15 protein-coding genes, 1 tRNA gene, 2 rRNA genes, 1 other RNA gene and 1 other annotated feature are annotated in these 16,216 nt (G+C 38.7%); of the genes, 4 read left to right on the forward strand and 15 right to left on the reverse strand.

Going from position 1 to position 16,216, the window contains the following annotated elements:
- The 8 genes from ML543_RS16760 to tadA form a co-directional block, all read right to left on the reverse strand.
- Positions 1-112: ribosomal RNA gene (locus tag ML543_RS16760) — 16S ribosomal RNA — on the reverse strand; the annotation flags it as partial.
- Positions 113-379: 267 nt separating this feature from the next.
- The gene (locus ML543_RS16765; RefSeq protein WP_341482373.1) at positions 380-631 is read right to left on the reverse strand and encodes a pro-sigmaK processing inhibitor BofA family protein; all 252 of its coding nucleotides are present in this window, start codon (positions 629-631) and stop codon (positions 380-382) included.
- A 96-nt stretch (positions 632-727) separates the two neighbouring features.
- The gene (locus ML543_RS16770; protein WP_243388554.1) at positions 728-955 is read right to left on the reverse strand and encodes a YaaL family protein; all 228 of its coding nucleotides are present in this window, start codon (positions 953-955) and stop codon (positions 728-730) included.
- A gap of 18 nt (positions 956-973) precedes the next feature.
- Entirely contained in the window at positions 974-1,570 is a 597-nt protein-coding gene (gene recR / locus ML543_RS16775; protein WP_243388555.1) for a recombination mediator RecR, read from the reverse strand.
- 14 nt (positions 1,571-1,584) lie between these two features.
- The gene (locus ML543_RS16780) at positions 1,585-1,908 is read right to left on the reverse strand and encodes a YbaB/EbfC family nucleoid-associated protein (protein ID WP_243388567.1); all 324 of its coding nucleotides are present in this window, start codon (positions 1,906-1,908) and stop codon (positions 1,585-1,587) included.
- A gap of 20 nt (positions 1,909-1,928) precedes the next feature.
- Positions 1,929-3,611 carry a DNA polymerase III subunit gamma/tau gene (dnaX, locus tag ML543_RS16785; protein ID WP_243388556.1) on the reverse strand — a complete coding sequence of 561 codons (1,683 nt, stop codon included), beginning with the start codon at positions 3,609-3,611 and terminating at the stop codon, positions 1,929-1,931.
- Between the two features lie 396 nt (positions 3,612-4,007).
- Positions 4,008-4,272: signal recognition particle sRNA large type (gene ffs / locus ML543_RS16790), an RNA gene on the reverse strand.
- Positions 4,273-4,363: 91 nt separating this feature from the next.
- Positions 4,364-4,858, reverse strand: coding sequence for a tRNA adenosine(34) deaminase TadA (tadA, locus tag ML543_RS16795; protein ID WP_243388557.1), 495 nt, complete (start codon positions 4,856-4,858; stop codon positions 4,364-4,366).
- 138 nt (positions 4,859-4,996) lie between these two features.
- Between tadA and ML543_RS16800 the strand changes: the two genes are divergently transcribed.
- The 3 genes from ML543_RS16800 to ML543_RS16810 all read left to right on the forward strand — a co-directional run bounded on the left by ML543_RS16800 (position 4,997) and on the right by ML543_RS16810 (position 7,898).
- A complete protein-coding gene (locus tag ML543_RS16800) occupies positions 4,997-6,283 on the forward strand; it encodes a glycosyl hydrolase family 18 protein (protein WP_243388558.1) in 1,287 nt (428 codons plus the stop codon).
- A gap of 309 nt (positions 6,284-6,592) precedes the next feature.
- The gene (locus ML543_RS16805; protein ID WP_243388559.1) at positions 6,593-7,246 is read left to right on the forward strand and encodes a deoxynucleoside kinase; all 654 of its coding nucleotides are present in this window, start codon (positions 6,593-6,595) and stop codon (positions 7,244-7,246) included.
- Entirely contained in the window at positions 7,230-7,898 is a 669-nt protein-coding gene (locus ML543_RS16810) for a deoxynucleoside kinase (RefSeq protein ID WP_243388560.1), read from the forward strand. The genes ML543_RS16805 and ML543_RS16810 overlap by 17 nt, the downstream gene beginning before the upstream one ends.
- A gap of 142 nt (positions 7,899-8,040) precedes the next feature.
- Here the strand turns inward: ML543_RS16810 and ML543_RS16815 are convergent.
- The 6 genes from ML543_RS16815 to guaB form a co-directional block, all read right to left on the reverse strand.
- Positions 8,041-8,133: transfer RNA gene (locus tag ML543_RS16815), tRNA-Ser, on the reverse strand.
- A 119-nt stretch (positions 8,134-8,252) separates the two neighbouring features.
- A complete protein-coding gene (gene serS / locus ML543_RS16820) occupies positions 8,253-9,527 on the reverse strand; it encodes a serine--tRNA ligase (protein ID WP_243388561.1) in 1,275 nt (424 codons plus the stop codon).
- Positions 9,528-9,590: 63 nt separating this feature from the next.
- Positions 9,591-9,808, reverse strand: a binding site (T-box leader).
- Positions 9,809-9,865: 57 nt separating this feature from the next.
- Positions 9,866-10,450, reverse strand: coding sequence for a pyridoxal 5'-phosphate synthase glutaminase subunit PdxT (pdxT, locus tag ML543_RS16825; RefSeq protein WP_243388562.1), 585 nt, complete (start codon positions 10,448-10,450; stop codon positions 9,866-9,868).
- 17 nt (positions 10,451-10,467) lie between these two features.
- Positions 10,468-11,355 (reverse strand): pyridoxal 5'-phosphate synthase lyase subunit PdxS, encoded by an 888-nt coding sequence (pdxS, locus tag ML543_RS16830; RefSeq protein WP_243388563.1) that lies wholly within the window; start codon positions 11,353-11,355, stop codon positions 10,468-10,470.
- 485 nt (positions 11,356-11,840) lie between these two features.
- Positions 11,841-13,190, reverse strand: coding sequence for a D-alanyl-D-alanine carboxypeptidase family protein (locus ML543_RS16835; protein ID WP_243388564.1), 1,350 nt, complete (start codon positions 13,188-13,190; stop codon positions 11,841-11,843).
- 174 nt (positions 13,191-13,364) lie between these two features.
- Positions 13,365-14,831 carry an IMP dehydrogenase gene (guaB, locus tag ML543_RS16840; RefSeq protein WP_243388565.1) on the reverse strand — a complete coding sequence of 489 codons (1,467 nt, stop codon included), beginning with the start codon at positions 14,829-14,831 and terminating at the stop codon, positions 13,365-13,367.
- Positions 14,832-14,954: 123 nt separating this feature from the next.
- Between guaB and ML543_RS16845 the strand changes: the two genes are divergently transcribed.
- Positions 14,955-15,905, forward strand: a complete 951-nt coding sequence (locus ML543_RS16845) for a YaaC family protein (RefSeq protein ID WP_243388566.1) — start codon at positions 14,955-14,957, stop codon at positions 15,903-15,905.
- A 153-nt stretch (positions 15,906-16,058) separates the two neighbouring features.
- On the opposite strand, the gene rrf is transcribed toward ML543_RS16845, so the two are convergent.
- A 5S ribosomal RNA gene (gene rrf / locus ML543_RS16850) occupies positions 16,059-16,171 on the reverse strand.
- Positions 16,172-16,216 lie beyond the last annotated feature (45 nt).

A 16,216-nucleotide genomic window follows, 5' to 3' on the forward strand; every position in this document is an offset into this window, starting at 1 on the left:
ACCCGTCCGCCGCTAACGTCAAGGGAGCAAGCTCCCTATCTGTTCGCTCGACTTGCATGTATTAGGCACGCCGCCAGCGTTCGTCCTGAGCCAGGATCAAACTCTCCAAAAAAGTTTGATTGCTCATAAAAAAGAATTAACGTTGACGCTTCGTTTTGTTTAGTTTTCAAAGATCATCAAGACATTTTATATTATATCAGTATAATATTTCGTTGTCAATAACTTTTTTCTTCAAAAAGTGACTCGTTTATGTTACCGATATTTCTACGTCCTGTCAATGTGTTTCTATCACTAACAAAGACGACGCTTATTAATATATCAGGATAAATATCTAATGTCAACACATAAAAAGAAAAATACCTACATTTTTTTGTAGGTATTAAAGAATTACGGTTTTGATTACAATTAATGCCGCGATACCTGGTATACCTAATATTCCTGATACAGTCGTTGTAAATAGGTTAATAGGAATATGAAAGTCCAAACTCGTTCCAAAAGCATTCACAAAAAATAAGAGAAGTGCCCCCACTACAAGCTTAGTAGCTAAATGACCAATAAACTTAACGGGCTTAACAGGAGTGCCTATCAGCAATAACATTAAAATTAAGCCTCCCACCCCCAGCAAAATCACAATGGGTTCCAACTGGTCTATTCTCCTCCCACTACATTAATATTGTTCCGATATTTTAATTATATGAGGGTTGTCTACAAATAGACCGATTGACGTTTATTTACTAAAGTGGTGGATTGAAAGACGACGTTTTTTTGCTTCTTTCAATAGATAAAAGTATTTTGCTTCCACTACATGCAAATCAAAGAGAACTTCGGGTGAAGGTTCTACACTTTTTTCTACCAAACTTTTTTGACGACTCCATTCCTCTTTCAATGAAAGTAAATCTTGCATTAACTGTTCATTATATCGCTTTCTTAGCCACCCTTTTCTTTTAAATAACATGCCGCGTGTATCCCCCTTCTAAAGTTCTCTTCTACCTTCAAGAGCTTTTGAAAGAGTTACTTCATCGGCATACTCTAAATCTCCTCCAACAGGTAGACCATGTGCAATTCTTGTCATTTTAATCCCTGTAGGCTTCAAGAGGCGAGAAATATACATTGCGGTTGCCTCTCCTTCAATATTAGGGTTAGTTGCTAAAATAACCTCTTGCACTTCATCATTTTGAAGTCGCTTTAGAAGCTCAGGTATTTTTATATCTTCTGGACCAATCCCATCCATTGGAGATATCGCCCCATGCAAAACGTGATAGAGACCATTATATTCTTTCATTTTTTCCATAGCGATAACATCTTTTGGATCTTGAACAACACAGATGATGGACTTATTTCTTCTTTCATCTTCACAAATGTAACAAGGGTCTTGATCCGTAATGTGCCCACAAACGGAACAATAAGATAAATTCCGCTTTGCATTTACCAATGCTTTTGCAAAATCTAACACAGTATCTTCTTTCATATTTAAGACAAAAAAGGCCAGACGAACGGCCGTTTTCGGACCTATGCCTGGCAGTTTCATAAAGCTGTCAATCAGCTTGGATATCGGTTCAGGATATTGCATTTAAGCCAATCCTCCTAGAATAACCCAGGTAAGTTCATACCTTTTGTGAATTTGCCCATCGTTTCATTTGTTAGTTCATCTACTTTTTTAAGCGCGTCGTTTGTTGCAGCTAACACTAAATCTTGAAGCATTTCAATATCTTCCGGATCAACAACTTCTTCTTTAATGTTTACTTCTAAAATTTCTTTATGCCCGTTCGCGATCACTGTAACCATTCCGCCACCAGCTGAACCTTCAATTTTCTTTTCAGCTAACTCTTCTTGGGCTTTTTGCATATCCTTTTGCATTTTTTGCATTTGCTTCATCATTTTTTGCATATTTCCCATTCCGCCACGCATCATTAATAATCTCCTCCATATCAATCTGTTATTTCGATGAGCTCCGCACCAACAAGTTTCTTGGCCTCTGCGATTAATGGATCCTCTTCAACCGTTTCTTCCTCATCACTACGTTGCTCACGAATGTAATCTTCTCTTATTTTAACCCAATCTTGTTCAGGGACGCCAACCATTTCCAGTTTAACGCCTAGGAACCCTTGAAGAATGGATTCAATATTGGATTGTACATTATTTTTGTTTTCCGCAACCATTTTACAATGGATTTCATATTTGAATTTTAACACAAATGCCTGTTCTGAAGCAGCAACTGGTTCACTATCATTTAATAGGGCTGCATGTGATACTTTATTCTGTTGCTTTAATGTTTCTAATAGCTCTCCCCATTTAGACTTGATGAGGTCTAAGTCTTTTCGGGTAGCTTGTTTTAAGATCTCATGAATACGCCCAACCGGGGTTTTATACCCACCTTTTAAACTACGCTGAGGCTGCGATTTAGGTTCCGATGTTGGATTAGGCACAGGTTGAACACCATTTTGTTTTAAATCCATTAATTCTTGTTCAAGTTGTTGAATCCGTTGAATTAATGGCTGAAGTTCAACTCCACCAACACTTTGATTGGAAGTTGTTTGACACAACTTCACAATCGCTACTTCCAAAAAGATACGAGGGTGGTTTGTCCATTTCATTTCTTGCTGACTCTTATTTAATATGTCAATAGTGGAGTAAATAATATCAGACGGTATTTCCTTCGCCAACTGAGTAAACGCTTCATCCACCGTTACCCGTTCTAATACTTCTTCTAAGTTAGGAGCTGTTTGATAAAGCAACATGTCCCGATAATAATAAATAAGGTCTTCTATGAATTTTAATGGATCTTTTCCTTGATTCATTAACTCGTCTAGCGCTTTTAACGCCGTTGATACATCCTTTTGATAAATGGATTGTACGAGTGTAGCAATAAAAGATTGGGAAACAGATCCAGTGATTAATAGGACGTCTTCCATCGTAACGGCATCATCACTATAAGAGATTGCTTGGTCTAATAAACTTAAAGCATCTCGCATTCCGCCATCAGCTGCACTTGCGATAACTTGTAGCGCCTCTTGTTGAACATTAATTTGTTGACTTTCAACTATTTCACTCATTCGTCCAACAATCGATGAAATCGAAATTCTTCTAAAATCAAATCGTTGACATCGCGAAATAATCGTAAGTGGGATTTTATGAGGCTCCGTTGTCGCTAAAATAAAAATAACGTGTTTTGGCGGTTCTTCTAACGTTTTCAATAATGCGTTAAAAGCACCGATGGATAACATATGAACTTCGTCAATTATATACACCTTGTATTTCACAGCAGCTGGAGCATATTTCACCTTATCTCGAATATCCCGTATTTCATCGACTCCATTGTTTGAGGCCGCATCGATCTCAATAACATCTGAAATCGACCCATTTGTTATCCCTTTACAAGCTGGACATTCGTTACACGGTTCCGCTACTGGTGCTTGTTCACAGTTTACTGCTTTCGCAAAAATTTTCGCTGCACTCGTTTTACCAGTACCCCGTGGACCGGAGAATAAATAAGCATGCGAAAATTTATTTTGTAAAAGGGCATTTTGTAATGTCTTCGTGACATGTTCTTGACCCACTACATCACGGAATTGTTGTGGTCTAAAAACACGATATAAAGCTTGATAACTCACGAAACGCCCTCCTTTTTTATATCATCCTTCCTATTATACCGTATTGCGAATCTGAATGACAAAATGAACTGTGATTTTTCATTTAACCTTTCTGTCAGGAAGATGCTATTTCCATTTCACAGTCATTGTAGTGATATATGAAGACGACAACCTCTCAATAAGAGATCACTTTTTAACTAAGAAAAGCGCAAGTCCTTAGGCGAAGGACGCTGGAGGACCTGCGAGGAGACTTCCGTCGCCACAACAGGGCCGAAGCGACCCGAGCTGATGGCGCTTGGAGCTAGACACCAAAAAAACGGTAAAGAGAATACTTTAACCCTTTATTGAACTTAAACTTTCTGTAACAACAAAAAAACTCATCCAATCTGGATGAGTTACATGCTATGTAAGTAACTGCCGTGCACCTTCTGTCGATTAGCAACCATAAGCGTTACTCAAGCAGTTAGCTCGGCCCAGGCAACCCCGCGGCACATGAGAGCTTCCACTTAATGCTGCTTCCTTCCGGACCTGACATGGTTCATGGATTCCCATTGCGCAGGACCCAAGCGTCAACACCACTTACTTGAGGCAGGCCCTACAGCTAACTAACCTCGAGAAGGAATTCGGCCTCGCTAGAGCGGATTGCGAGTACAGGGCACCGCTACCTCCCCGCTTAGCACGGCAAAGTTATAACCAATTTGTAGGCGTCTTAACTGACGCATTTACAAGTATATACTGTTAAGTAGAAAATTGCAATGATTTCATATTGTAAATTACTGTAAGTTATTATTTTTACCTTGTTTCAGCTTCTTTTTTCTTTCTCTCAATGAACGAAAGAAAGAGGTAAGTAGGTGAGCACATTCTTCCTCTCTTACCCCACTAACTACTTCACACTGATGATTGAAACGTTCTTCTGTCAACAAGTTCATTAATGTTCCGGCACACCCCGCTTTCGGGTCACTTGCTCCAAACACAACTTTTTTAACTCTTGAAAGTACAATCGCTCCTGCACACATAGGACATGGCTCCAACGTTACGTATAGGACACAATCTTCCAAACGCCAGCTCCCTATTTTTTTACACGCTTCATCGATTGCTAAAATTTCAGCATGCGCAACAGATCGCTGACTTACTTCACGTAAATTATGTGCTTTTGCAATCACTTCACCTTCATAAACAAGCACTGCTCCGATAGGAACTTCTCCTATACTTTCTGCACGCCTTGCCTCTTCTATCGCTAATCCCATATAGTATTCATCCGCTTGCATTGTTATCTCCTTTAACTCATATGCTCGAACTTCTCATTAGACTTATCTTATAGAACGAACAAAAATCTTTCAACATTCCATTCATGGGTCATGAACAACAACATAAAATGTACCGAATGGAACTTAAGGAGGTACGTTATGCAAATTCATGTAGTTCAACAAGGACAATCATTGTTTACAATTGCCCAAACATTTTCAACGACTGTTGATGCCCTTATAGACGCCAATCAAATTCAAAATCCAAATCAACTCGTTATTGGCCAAACGCTTGTCATTCCTATTATTGGTCAATTTTATTTTGTTCAACCTGGCGATAGTTTGTATTCAATTGCTCAAAAGTTTGAAATGAATTATTTACAATTGGCCGAGATTAATGATTGGAACGTAAATCAACCGCTACCGATTGGGCTTCGTCTATACATTCCACAACGCCCGAAAAGAGAAGCAGAGTTTAACGCCTATATCGAACCAAGAGGAGAAAGTGTCAGCTCAAATTTACAAGCGAGTGCTAGTGAGGCATCCCCTTATTTAACCTACTTAGGATTATTTAGCTTCCAAGCATTGCGAGACGGATCACTTAAAGAACCACCCGTCGGCAATTTAGGAACAATCGCTCAAAACAATGACACCACATTCATGATGATTATTACGAACATAGAAAATGATCAATTTAGTGATGAATTAGCTCACATTATTTTGACGGATACAAAAGTTCAGGAGAAATTTCTTTCCACGATAGTTTCAACAGCAAAGAAGTATGGATTTAAAGATATTCACTTTGATTTCGAATACTTAAAACCCGCCGACAAAGAAGCCTACAACGCGTTCTTACGGAAAGCAAGGGATCGTTTTAAAAAAGAGGGATGGTTTATCTCATCTGCCCTAGCACCGAAAACAAAACCAGATCAGAAAGGACAGTGGTATGAAGGGCATGATTACAAAGCTCATGGAGAAATTGTTGATTTTGTCGTCATCATGACCTACGAGTGGGGATACAGTGGAGGTCCTCCGATGCCGGTTTCACCAATTGGACCAGTGCGGGAAGTGTTGGAATACGCCATTACAGAAATACCACCAAGCAAAATTATGATGGGTCAAAATTTATATGGATACGATTGGACCCTTCCATACGTAGAAGGAGGGCAATACGCCAAAGCTATAAGTCCACAGCAAGCCATTCAACTTGCAGCTACGAACAATGTGCCCATTCGTTATGATTCAAAAGCACAAGCCCCTACTTTTAACTATGTAGATGCAGACAATAAAGAACACGAGGTATGGTTCGAAGATGCGCGATCCATCCAAGCGAAATTCGACCTTGTAAAGGAACTTAACTTAAGAGGAGTTAGTTATTGGAAACTAGGGCTTTCATTCCCCCAAAACTGGCTGCTGATTAATGATCAATTCCTAGTCACTAAGAAATAATCACCATTCACTCATCCATATACCCCATAACTACCGTAGAAAGAGAGTCTTCCATAAGTAGGGCTCTTTTTCTTTTATTATTCAACGACAAAAATGACCGTATTTTATTCTTTCTAAGATTGCTGCAGTTTCTTTTGGATTCCATAAATATTCCTTTCATAACGTGAAATATATGATAAAATATCTTTCGGCATACATTAAGTAAGGAATAGAGGGTTTTACTGATTTTCGTAACACCTTGACCAAAAAAACGGTCATAAATAATAGATTTCGTACACTTTGGGCACTAGGACACGAGGAGGATGTAGCATGGGGAATACGCCTTTTATTACGGTTGAAGGGCCGATTGGAGTAGGAAAAACTTCTCTAGCAAAAGCCATTGCTGAAGCTTTTCAATTTCAACTGTTAAAAGAGATTGTTGATGAAAATCCCTTCTTAGGGAAGTTCTACGAAAACATCGAAGAGTGGAGCTTTCAAACAGAGATGTTTTTTCTATGCAATCGGTATAAACAGCTTGAAGATATTGATAAGAACTTTATTTCTAAAAACCAAGCTGTTGTCGCTGACTACCATATATTAAAAAATCTAATTTTTGCAAAGCGAACATTAAAAAATAATCAATACGATAAGTATTTAAAAATTTATGATATCCTAACAAAAGATATGCCCGAACCGAATATTATTATCTATTTAAACGCTAGCTTAGACACGTTATTACATCGAATTGAAATTCGCGGACGGGAAATCGAGAAAAATATTAGTTCACTTTATCTAGAACAACTTTCTTTAGATTATGAGCATTACATGAACGACTTTGAAAAAAAATTCCCTCACATTCCTGTCCTTCGCTTTAATGGCGATGATCTTGATTTTGTTAAGCATAAAGAAGACCTTGATTACATTGTGTCTACAATTCGAAAAACACTTCAAAAAGGAGTCAACAATTATGGACCTTCGAAATAAATACGGCATTCCACATGATGCAGTCATTACCATTGCAGGTACTGTAGGAGTAGGAAAATCTACAATGACGAAGGAATTAGCCAAAGCACTAGGATTTAAAACTTCCTTTGAAAAAGTTGAAACTAACCCATACCTTGATTCATTTTATCAAGATTTTAAGCGTTGGAGCTTTCACTTACAAATTTATTTTTTAGCAGAACGATTTAAAGAACAAAAGCGCATTTTTGAGTACGGTGGGGGATTCATTCAAGACCGTTCCATTTACGAAGATACTGGTATCTTTGCCCGTATGCACTATGAGAAAGGCAACATGTCTCAAGTTGACTACGAAACGTATAAAGGACTATTCGATGCAATGGTTATGACCCCATATTTTCCTCATCCGGACCTCCTTATTTACCTTGAAGGCTCATTAGACGAAGTCCTTCGAAGAATTAAAGAGCGAGGCCGCCCAATGGAGCAACAAACACCTGTTTCATACTGGGAGGAAATGCACCAACGTTACGAAAACTGGATTAACACGTTTAACTCTTGCCCAGTACTACGTCTAGACATTAACGAGTATGACTTGTTTGAAAACGAGTCCTCAGTAGAACGCATTGTGGAACGAATTTCAACTGTTTTAAAACAAACAAAGATGCTGAAAAAATAATGCAAAAAAACCACTCAGGAATTCTGAGTGGTTTTTTGCTTAGGAAAAGTAAATGCAACAACGCACATAAAACAAAAAATTCGTTACAAGTTGTAACGAATTTATCCAATCTCCATTTTATGCGCAGGTTAATTTCAAGTTATGGCGGAGGAGGAGGGATTCGAACCCCCGCGGGCTTTGACACCCCTGTCGGTTTTCAAGACCGATCCCTTCAGCCGGACTTGGGTACTCCTCCGTATCGACAAGATTTAATATACCAGATGCAACAATGCATGTCAACACTAAATTGCACATTTTTTATTATTTTAGAAAAGCGGATTTAGTAAAAGTATAAATCCGCTTTCCTTGTATGTTTTATCGTAATACTTCTTTGTTTCCCATATATGGACGTAACACTTCTGGAATGATGACACTACCGTCTTCCTGTTGATAGTTCTCTAAAATAGCCGCTACTGTACGTCCAATCGCTAAACCAGATCCATTTAATGTATGAACTGGCTCTGGCTTTCCTTTAGCGTCACGACGGAATCGGATATTTGCACGACGTGCTTGGAAAGCCTCAAAATTACTACAAGAAGATATTTCACGATACGTATCGTAACTTGGTAACCACACTTCAATATCGTATTTTTTCGCAGCTGTAAATCCTAAATCAGCTGTACACATACTTAAAACTCGGTAAGGTAGTCCTAATAGTTGTAATACCTTCTCAGCATGCCCAGTTAGTTTTTCAAGTTCTTCATAAGAATCCTCAGGTTTAACAAATTTCACAAGCTCTACTTTGTTAAATTGATGCTGACGGATGAGCCCTCTCGTATCACGACCAGCAGAACCCGCCTCAGAACGGAAGCATGCGCTATAGGCAACGTAGTTGATTGGTAACTGGTCTGATTGTAAAATTTCATCACGATGAAGATTGGTTACTGGAACCTCCGCAGTTGGAATTAAGAAGTAGTCTTCTCCTTGAATTTTGAATGCATCTTCTTCAAACTTCGGTAACTGACCAGTACCTGTCATACTCGTACGATTCACAATGTATGGAGGCATTACTTCTTCATATCCATGTTCTTCAATATGCAGATCTAACATGAAGTTAATTAAAGCACGTTCTAATCTTGCTCCAATTCCTTTATAAAATACAAAACGACTTCCTGTTACTTTTCCTGCACGTTCAAAATCTAAAATTCCTAATTCATCTGCAATTTCCCAATGAGGTTTTGGTTCAAAAGTAAACGCTGGAGTCTCTCCCCACGTTCTAATCTCTACATTATCGTCCTCAGATTCACCAACTGGAACGCTCTCATGTGGAATATTTGGAATGGATAATAAAATCACTTCTAATTCAGCTTCTACTTCACGAAGCTCTTCATCAAGTGCTTTAATTTTCTCGCCCACTTGACGCATTTCCAAAATTAAATGATCCGCATCTTGTTTCTCACGTTTTAACTTGGCGATCTCAGCTGATACATCATTTCGTTTACTTTTTAACTCTTCAGCTTTTGCAATTAGTTCACGGCGTTTTAAATCAAGCTCTTCAAACTTGTCAAAATCAGTTAAGTCTTCACCGCGATGCGCTAACTTTTCTTTTACTTCAGCAAAGTTTGCACGTAAATGTTTAATATCTAACATTTTTTGACTCCTCCTAAATATTATTGAGATCTTCAGCCATAAAAAAAGCCCTCGTCCCTTAAAAATAGGGACGAGAGCTTTCCCGCGTTGCCACCCTGATAGAAAACAAACGTTTTCCACTCAATTAAAAGTAACGGTTTTCCCGTAAATGCCTACTAACAACACCTGCTTTCAACATCTCGCTCAAGGATGGATTCACAAAGCTCTTTGACTGATTCACACCAACCACCAGCTCTCTTAACAAAGAACACTTTGTTACTATTTCCTCTCAACGCTTTAGCCGATCTTCACTTTTCTTATCGTTAATGTACTACAAGTTTAACAACTTTTCAATCGTTTTATACACGAACTTCCTTTGATTCTTTCACCATATTTAAGAAGTACTGCGTAAAACGATGGTCATCTGTTAACTCCGGATGGAAAGAGCATCCTAACACATGTCCTTGCCGCGCTGCGACAATTCGCTCATGATGCTTCGCTAACACTTCTACCTCTTCGCCTGCTTCAACAATATGTGGAGCGCGAATAAAGACCCCGACAAAATCATCGCCAACACCTTCAATGCTTAATTCCGCTTCAAAGCTCTCACGTTGACGTCCAAATGAATTTCGCTCAACAGTTACATCCAACACACCAATATGGGGTTCATCATAACCTACAATTCGTTTCGCAAGTAAAATAAGACCCGCACAAGTTCCAAAAATCGGCTTTTCACTCGCTACATACTGTTTCAATGGTTCCATAAAGCCATACTTATCAATTAAGCGTCTCATTGTTGTGCTTTCACCACCCGGCAAAATCAAACCATCACATTCTTCTAATTGTGCCGGAGTTTTCACAACAATTCCTTCTGCTCCACATGCTTCAACGGAGCGAATATGTTCTCGTACAGCTCCTTGCAGTCCTAATACGCCAATTTTCATTTAGTAAAACCCCTTTTTTACCAGCCACGCTCTTGCATACGTTGTTCTGGTAATAAGTTTGAAATTTCAATTCCCTTCATTGCATTTCCTAACCCTTTAGAAAGGTGTGCAATTAATTCATAATCTTCATAGTGAGTTGTCGCTTCAACAATAGCACGAGCAAATTTAGCTGGATTCTCAGATTTAAAAATACCTGAACCAACGAATACACCGTCTGCACCAAGTTGCATCATTAACGCTGCATCAGCAGGAGTAGCTACACCACCAGCAGCAAAGTTTACAACTGGTAAACGACCTTCTTTTTTAATCTGCAATAACACTTCATAAGGAGCCCCTAATAGTTTTGCTTCTGTCATTAACTCATCTTCACTCATACCTACTACTTTTCGAACTTGTGCATTCACTTTACGCATATGACGAACAGCTTCTACAATGTTACCTGTTCCAGGCTCTCCTTTTGTACGAAGCATAGAAGCACCTTCAGCAATACGACGAGTTGCCTCACCTAAATCACGGCAACCACATACAAACGGAACTGTAAAGTCACGTTTATTCAAATGGAATTCTTCGTCTGCTGGTGTTAATACTTCACTCTCATCAATATAGTCAACGCCAAGCGCCTCAAGTACTCGCGCTTCAACGATATGTCCGATACGTGCCTTTGCCATAACTGGGATGGAAACAGCATTCATTACTTCTTCTACAATTGTAGGATCTGCCATACGTGCTACCCCACCTGCAGCACGAATGTCTGCTGGAACACGCTCAAGGGCCATAACAGCAACAGCGCCAGCCTCTTCTGCGATTTTTGCTTGTTCTGCATTGACAACGTCCATAATGACGCCACCTTTTTGCATTTCTGCCATTCCACGTTTTACACGATCAGTACCTGTTGTATTTGCCATCTTGAATCCCCCTTAACCAAATAAATCAATAAGTGCATAAGCTTATTTTATCCTAATTTTAATAAAATTCCTATTAAAATAAAAAGGAATTGGAAAAGTGCCAAAAGTTTTCTAAAAGCTTTAAAAGCAGTAGGTTTAAGAAAAGCGAAAATGGCAAGTCCTTAGGCGAAGGGCGCTGGAGGACCTGAGAGGAGGCTTCCGTCGCCACAGCAGGGCCGAAGCGACCCGAGCTGATGGCGCTTGGAGCTAGACACCAAAAAACTGTATGAGAATGCTTTAACACTTTATTGAGCTTAAACTTTCTGTAACAATAAAAAAAGCCCCCTTCAAGTCCTTATCTTAGTATAGTATTAGTCAGCAAAAACTTCTTCTATCGTCTAGTATGTTTAATAGTAAGGCAATTATCCCACTTCTATCTCTCCCAGTAAATCTCCACATAAGAAAAACTCTAGGCGTATACACACCTAGAGTTTAAGCTAAATTCATTAGGAGAATAAGCCCTTCACAGCATTTGTAATACCATCCCAAATGTCTCCGAAAAAGCCACCGATTCCTCTCATCGTAAGGACGAACCAGTTCGCTTTTTCTACCTCTTCCGCTGTCACGACATCAATTTTACCACCATTAATCCCGTTCACATATCCAAGGTCCTGACCTTCTCCATTGTATTTTACAATTAAGGAACCAACCGAAGTGCCCTTCTCAATTGGAGCTGTTAAAGCTCCTTCTTCATTGAGGAGATCTTCGTTATACTCAAAAGCTGGCTCGTATAAGTCGTTCTCTCCTCGTTTAATAGCCATTTTCACGGAACCATTTGTATGAATAGAAACCTCTTTTTCCTTCCCTTTTACAACAGGTAAGCTCGTTTCACCTGGTAATTGATATTCCGCAGGAAATAGTTCTTCTACTGAAAAATTACTGAAAGCGTAATTTAAAATCTTTTTTGTTTCATTAAATCGGTGAACATATTGATTACTTCCACTACCTTGAGCGTTCATCACAACCGAAATAATTCGCATACCATTTCGTTCTGCCGTTGCTGTAAAAGAAGAACCCGCAAAATCTGTATAACCAGTTTTTAATCCATCTACACCTTCATATCCATACACTAAACCAGGTAACATCCAGTTCCAGTTTTGCATGTTGATGGCATCTTCAGTTCCTTCTTGAAACACCTTTTTCTCAATGCTGGCTGTTTCTAAAATTTCCGGGTAGTTATTAATTAGGTGGTACGCTAATGTTGCCACATCACGTGCAGACATCATATTTTCTTCTTCTGCACCAGTTCCTTTAGGATGCATGCCTAATAAATCACGGTTGTTTAATCCGGTAGAATTCACAAAAGTCGCTGTATCCATTCCGAGCTCTTTTGCCTTATCATTCATCATTTTTACGAAGTTCGTTTCTGTACCTGCGACAATTTCCGCAATGGCAATAGCCGCACCATTTGCTGAATAGATAGCCATCGCCTCGTATAACTCGCGAACATTATAAGACCCATCTTTTCTTAATGGAACATTAGACAAACTTCTATATTGAGAAATTTGATATACATACTCGCTTGGTTGATAAGTTTGATCCCATGATACTTTACCGTCAGCGATCGCTTCTAACAGTAAGTATTCTGTCATCATTTTCGTCATACTTGCTATCCCAAGAGACTCGTCAACATTTTTCCCGTAAATTACTTTACCTGTAGATGCTTCTACAGCAATCGCAGCAGACGCATTAATGCCTAAAGGGTCGTTTTCCGCAGCTGAAGCTGGTGTAGCAACAGGTGTAAAAAGACCAAATGTTAGCACAATTGAAAGAAAAAGAGCTGTTAATGATTTCATTCTGATGTGCACCTTCAATACCTCCAAAAATTAATGATCTATATGAACTTTAGTGTGTTTATGACGTTTGACAACAAGTTCGATTTTATCATATATATGGTAAAAAAAATAGACAGAGTAACAACTCTGTCCAAAAGTAATAAAATTTTAATATTTATCCTTCAAATGGCCTGATTACGATAAAGAATAGTTAGGTGCTTCTTTCGTAATTTGTACATCATGCGGATGACTTTCTTTTAAACCTGCACCAGTCATACGTACAAACTGCGATTTTTCACGAAGTTCATATAAATCCTTTGTTCCACAGTATCCCATACCAGAACGCAATCCACCAACAAGCTGATAAATCGTTTCTGCCAATGGTCCTTTATAAGGTGTACGACCTTCAATTCCTTCTGGAACAAACTTTTTATTATCCTCTTGGAAATATCGGTCTTTACTACCTTTCTCCATCGCTGCAACAGATCCCATTCCTCGGTAAACTTTAAAGCGACGACCTTGGTAAATTTCTGTTTCACCAGGGCTTTCAGACGTACCGGCTAATAAGCTTCCTAGCATAACCGCATGACCACCAGCGGCTAAAGCTTTTACAATATCGCCAGAGTACTTAATTCCACCATCGGCAATAATAGACACACCATGCTTTCTAGCCTCCGTAGCACAATCGTACACTGCCGTAATTTGCGGTACTCCAACCCCAGCAACGACACGAGTCGTACAAATAGAACCAGGTCCAATACCTACTTTTACCACGTTTGCACCCGCCTCAATGAGAGCGCGCGTTCCTTCCGCTGTCGCAACATTTCCTGCGATGATATTTAATTCTGGATAAGTATCACGAATTTTTCGAACCGTATCAATAACCCCTTGAGAATGTCCATGTGCAGTGTCTACAACGATAACATCGACATTCGCTTCAACAAGCTTTTGCACACGCATCATTGTATCAGCTGTCACACCTACTGCAGCTCCAACTAAAAGACGACCATGTGCATCTTTTGCTGAATTCGGAAATTCAATGACTTTTTCAATGTCTTTGATTGTAATTAGGCCTTTTAATACCCCATTATCATCAACAAGTGGTAACTTTTCAATCTTGTGTGTTTGTAGAATTTTTTCTGCTTCTTCTAACGTTGTACCAACCGCAGCTGTAATTAACTGCTCTTTTGTCATCACATCGGAAATTTTCATGGAATAATCTTGGATAAAACGAAGATCGCGATTTGTAATGATTCCGACTAACTTTTGCTCTTCTTCGTTATTAACAATTGGAACACCTGAAATTCGGTATTTTCCCATCAAATGCTCTGCATCATACACTTGATGTTCAGGCGTAAGGAAGAACGGATTTGTAATAACACCGCGCTCCGAGCGCTTTACCTTATCAACTTGCTCAGCTTGCTGTTCAATCGACATATTTTTATGAATAATCCCTAATCCACCTTGACGAGCAATTGCAATGGCCATTTCTGACTCAGTAACCGTATCCATACCAGCACTAATAATTGGAATATTTAACTTTAACGTCTTCGTTAACTCTACACTTAAATCTACATCACGTGGCAACACTTCAGATTTAGCAGGAACTAACAATACATCATCAAAAGTTAAGCCTTCTTTAGAAAATTTCGTATCCCACATAAGTAAAACCCCCCACTTTACGCCAAAATATTATTAGTAGATTATCAATTGCTCTATCACGTGTCAAGGAATCTAAAAAGAGTTTAAATATTTAGAATTGTAGAGGAGAAGGTGCAGCATATTATGAAAACAATCTGGTCAAAGTACATATCCTTTCACTCAACCCAAACCGTACAAAAGATATTATTAAACCAATACGAAAAAATAAACATCTCAAATCCGGAACAAAAAGCTTTCGAGAATTGTTATCCCTTTATGTATTACTTAATGCATGCTAAAAACTATTTTTACACAGCGGAAAAATCCCCTATTTCGGTACAACCGACTTTGCTTTTTTACGGATTATGCCAGCTAATAAAGGCTTCTATTTTAACAGTAGATCCTTCTTATCCTGCCCATTCGAATTTATTGGCTCATGGTGTTTCAACTAGGAAGCGGAAAAAACAAAATTATTTATTTTTAAACGACGAAGTTAAAATCCAAAAACATGGACTATATGGACATATGGCTCATCACCTTTTTCAACTATCGTTTATTGAAGGTGAAAAGTATTCAATGAAACAACTGTTGAAAAGAATTCCCGAAGTACAAGGACTGTTTAGACAAAGCTTTCAGGAATCGACCTTTCTTCCAGTTCACCAACAAAACCAGGAGTTGCATATTAATAAATCATATGCCGAGACATATTTCATTTCTTCAAATCGGCTTAAGCAGTTAATGGTAGAAAAACTCGAATTATCTTTTATCACAGAGGATAAAGTGAATTTAACTTTTAAGGCACTCGAAAAGAGTGAAATCTATTGGCACTCAAAGCTTTCTTACAATTTAGAAGAAAGCTCAATATGTATTCCGTCTCATAAAGACCAATTAATGGTATTTCCAGAAGTTTTAGTTCATTATCTAATTTTATATAACTTAAGTATGATATCTCGTTATGAAACAGAATGGTGGTACGATCTCTTATATAGCCACTCAAGTGTAGATTATGTTTTTATTTTACGCTTTCTAGAAACTTCACTCCAAAAAGTACCATATTTGTTTTACCCCTATTTCGAGCAGTTAATTTTGTATTAGGAGTAAAGAAAAATTAAATCTTTTTCATCTTCATGATTTTCCAAGCTTGTTGTTATTAGTTATACTCCTAACGCTCAAAACGGACCCTTTTTCCAAACATTTAAAAACAAAACAAAAAAAGAGTAGCTCATTCGCTACTCTTTCGTTTCACTTGCCTGGCAGCGTCCTACTCTCACAGGGAAAACCCAACTACCATCGGCGCTGAAGAGCTTAACTTCCGTGTTCGGTATGGGAACGGGTGTGACCTCTTCGCTATCGCCACCAGACAATATGTTTTCGGCTTTCGATAAGCTGCGCATTTCTTTGTCACC

This window comes from Bacillus kexueae (assembly GCF_022809095.1).
GTDB lineage: Bacteria > Bacillota > Bacilli > Bacillales > Aeribacillaceae > Bacillus_BZ > Bacillus_BZ kexueae.

What these genes read in the sequence shown, in the direction of transcription:
- ML543_RS16770 (WP_243388554.1), bottom strand. Translation starts at nt 955, where the DNA reads ATGTTATTTAAAAGAAAAGGGTGGCTAAGAAAGCGATATAATGAACAG.
- recR (WP_243388555.1), bottom strand. Translation starts at nt 1,570, where the DNA reads ATGCAATATCCTGAACCGATATCCAAGCTGATTGACAGCTTTATGAAA.
- ML543_RS16780 (WP_243388567.1), bottom strand. Translation starts at nt 1,908, where the DNA reads ATGCGTGGCGGAATGGGAAATATGCAAAAAATGATGAAGCAAATGCAA.
- tadA (WP_243388557.1), bottom strand. Translation starts at nt 4,858, where the DNA reads ATGCAAGCGGATGAATACTATATGGGATTAGCGATAGAAGAGGCAAGG.
- ML543_RS16800 (WP_243388558.1), top strand. Translation starts at nt 4,997, where the DNA reads ATGCAAATTCATGTAGTTCAACAAGGACAATCATTGTTTACAATTGCC.
- ML543_RS16805 (WP_243388559.1), top strand. Translation starts at nt 6,593, where the DNA reads ATGGGGAATACGCCTTTTATTACGGTTGAAGGGCCGATTGGAGTAGGA.
- ML543_RS16810 (WP_243388560.1), top strand. Translation starts at nt 7,230, where the DNA reads ATGGACCTTCGAAATAAATACGGCATTCCACATGATGCAGTCATTACC.
- serS (WP_243388561.1), bottom strand. Translation starts at nt 9,527, where the DNA reads ATGTTAGATATTAAACATTTACGTGCAAACTTTGCTGAAGTAAAAGAA.
- pdxT (WP_243388562.1), bottom strand. Translation starts at nt 10,450, where the DNA reads ATGAAAATTGGCGTATTAGGACTGCAAGGAGCTGTACGAGAACATATT.
- pdxS (WP_243388563.1), bottom strand. Translation starts at nt 11,355, where the DNA reads ATGGCAAATACAACAGGTACTGATCGTGTAAAACGTGGAATGGCAGAA.
- ML543_RS16835 (WP_243388564.1), bottom strand. Translation starts at nt 13,190, where the DNA reads ATGAAATCATTAACAGCTCTTTTTCTTTCAATTGTGCTAACATTTGGT.
- guaB (WP_243388565.1), bottom strand. Translation starts at nt 14,831, where the DNA reads ATGTGGGATACGAAATTTTCTAAAGAAGGCTTAACTTTTGATGATGTA.
- ML543_RS16845 (WP_243388566.1), top strand. Translation starts at nt 14,955, where the DNA reads ATGAAAACAATCTGGTCAAAGTACATATCCTTTCACTCAACCCAAACC.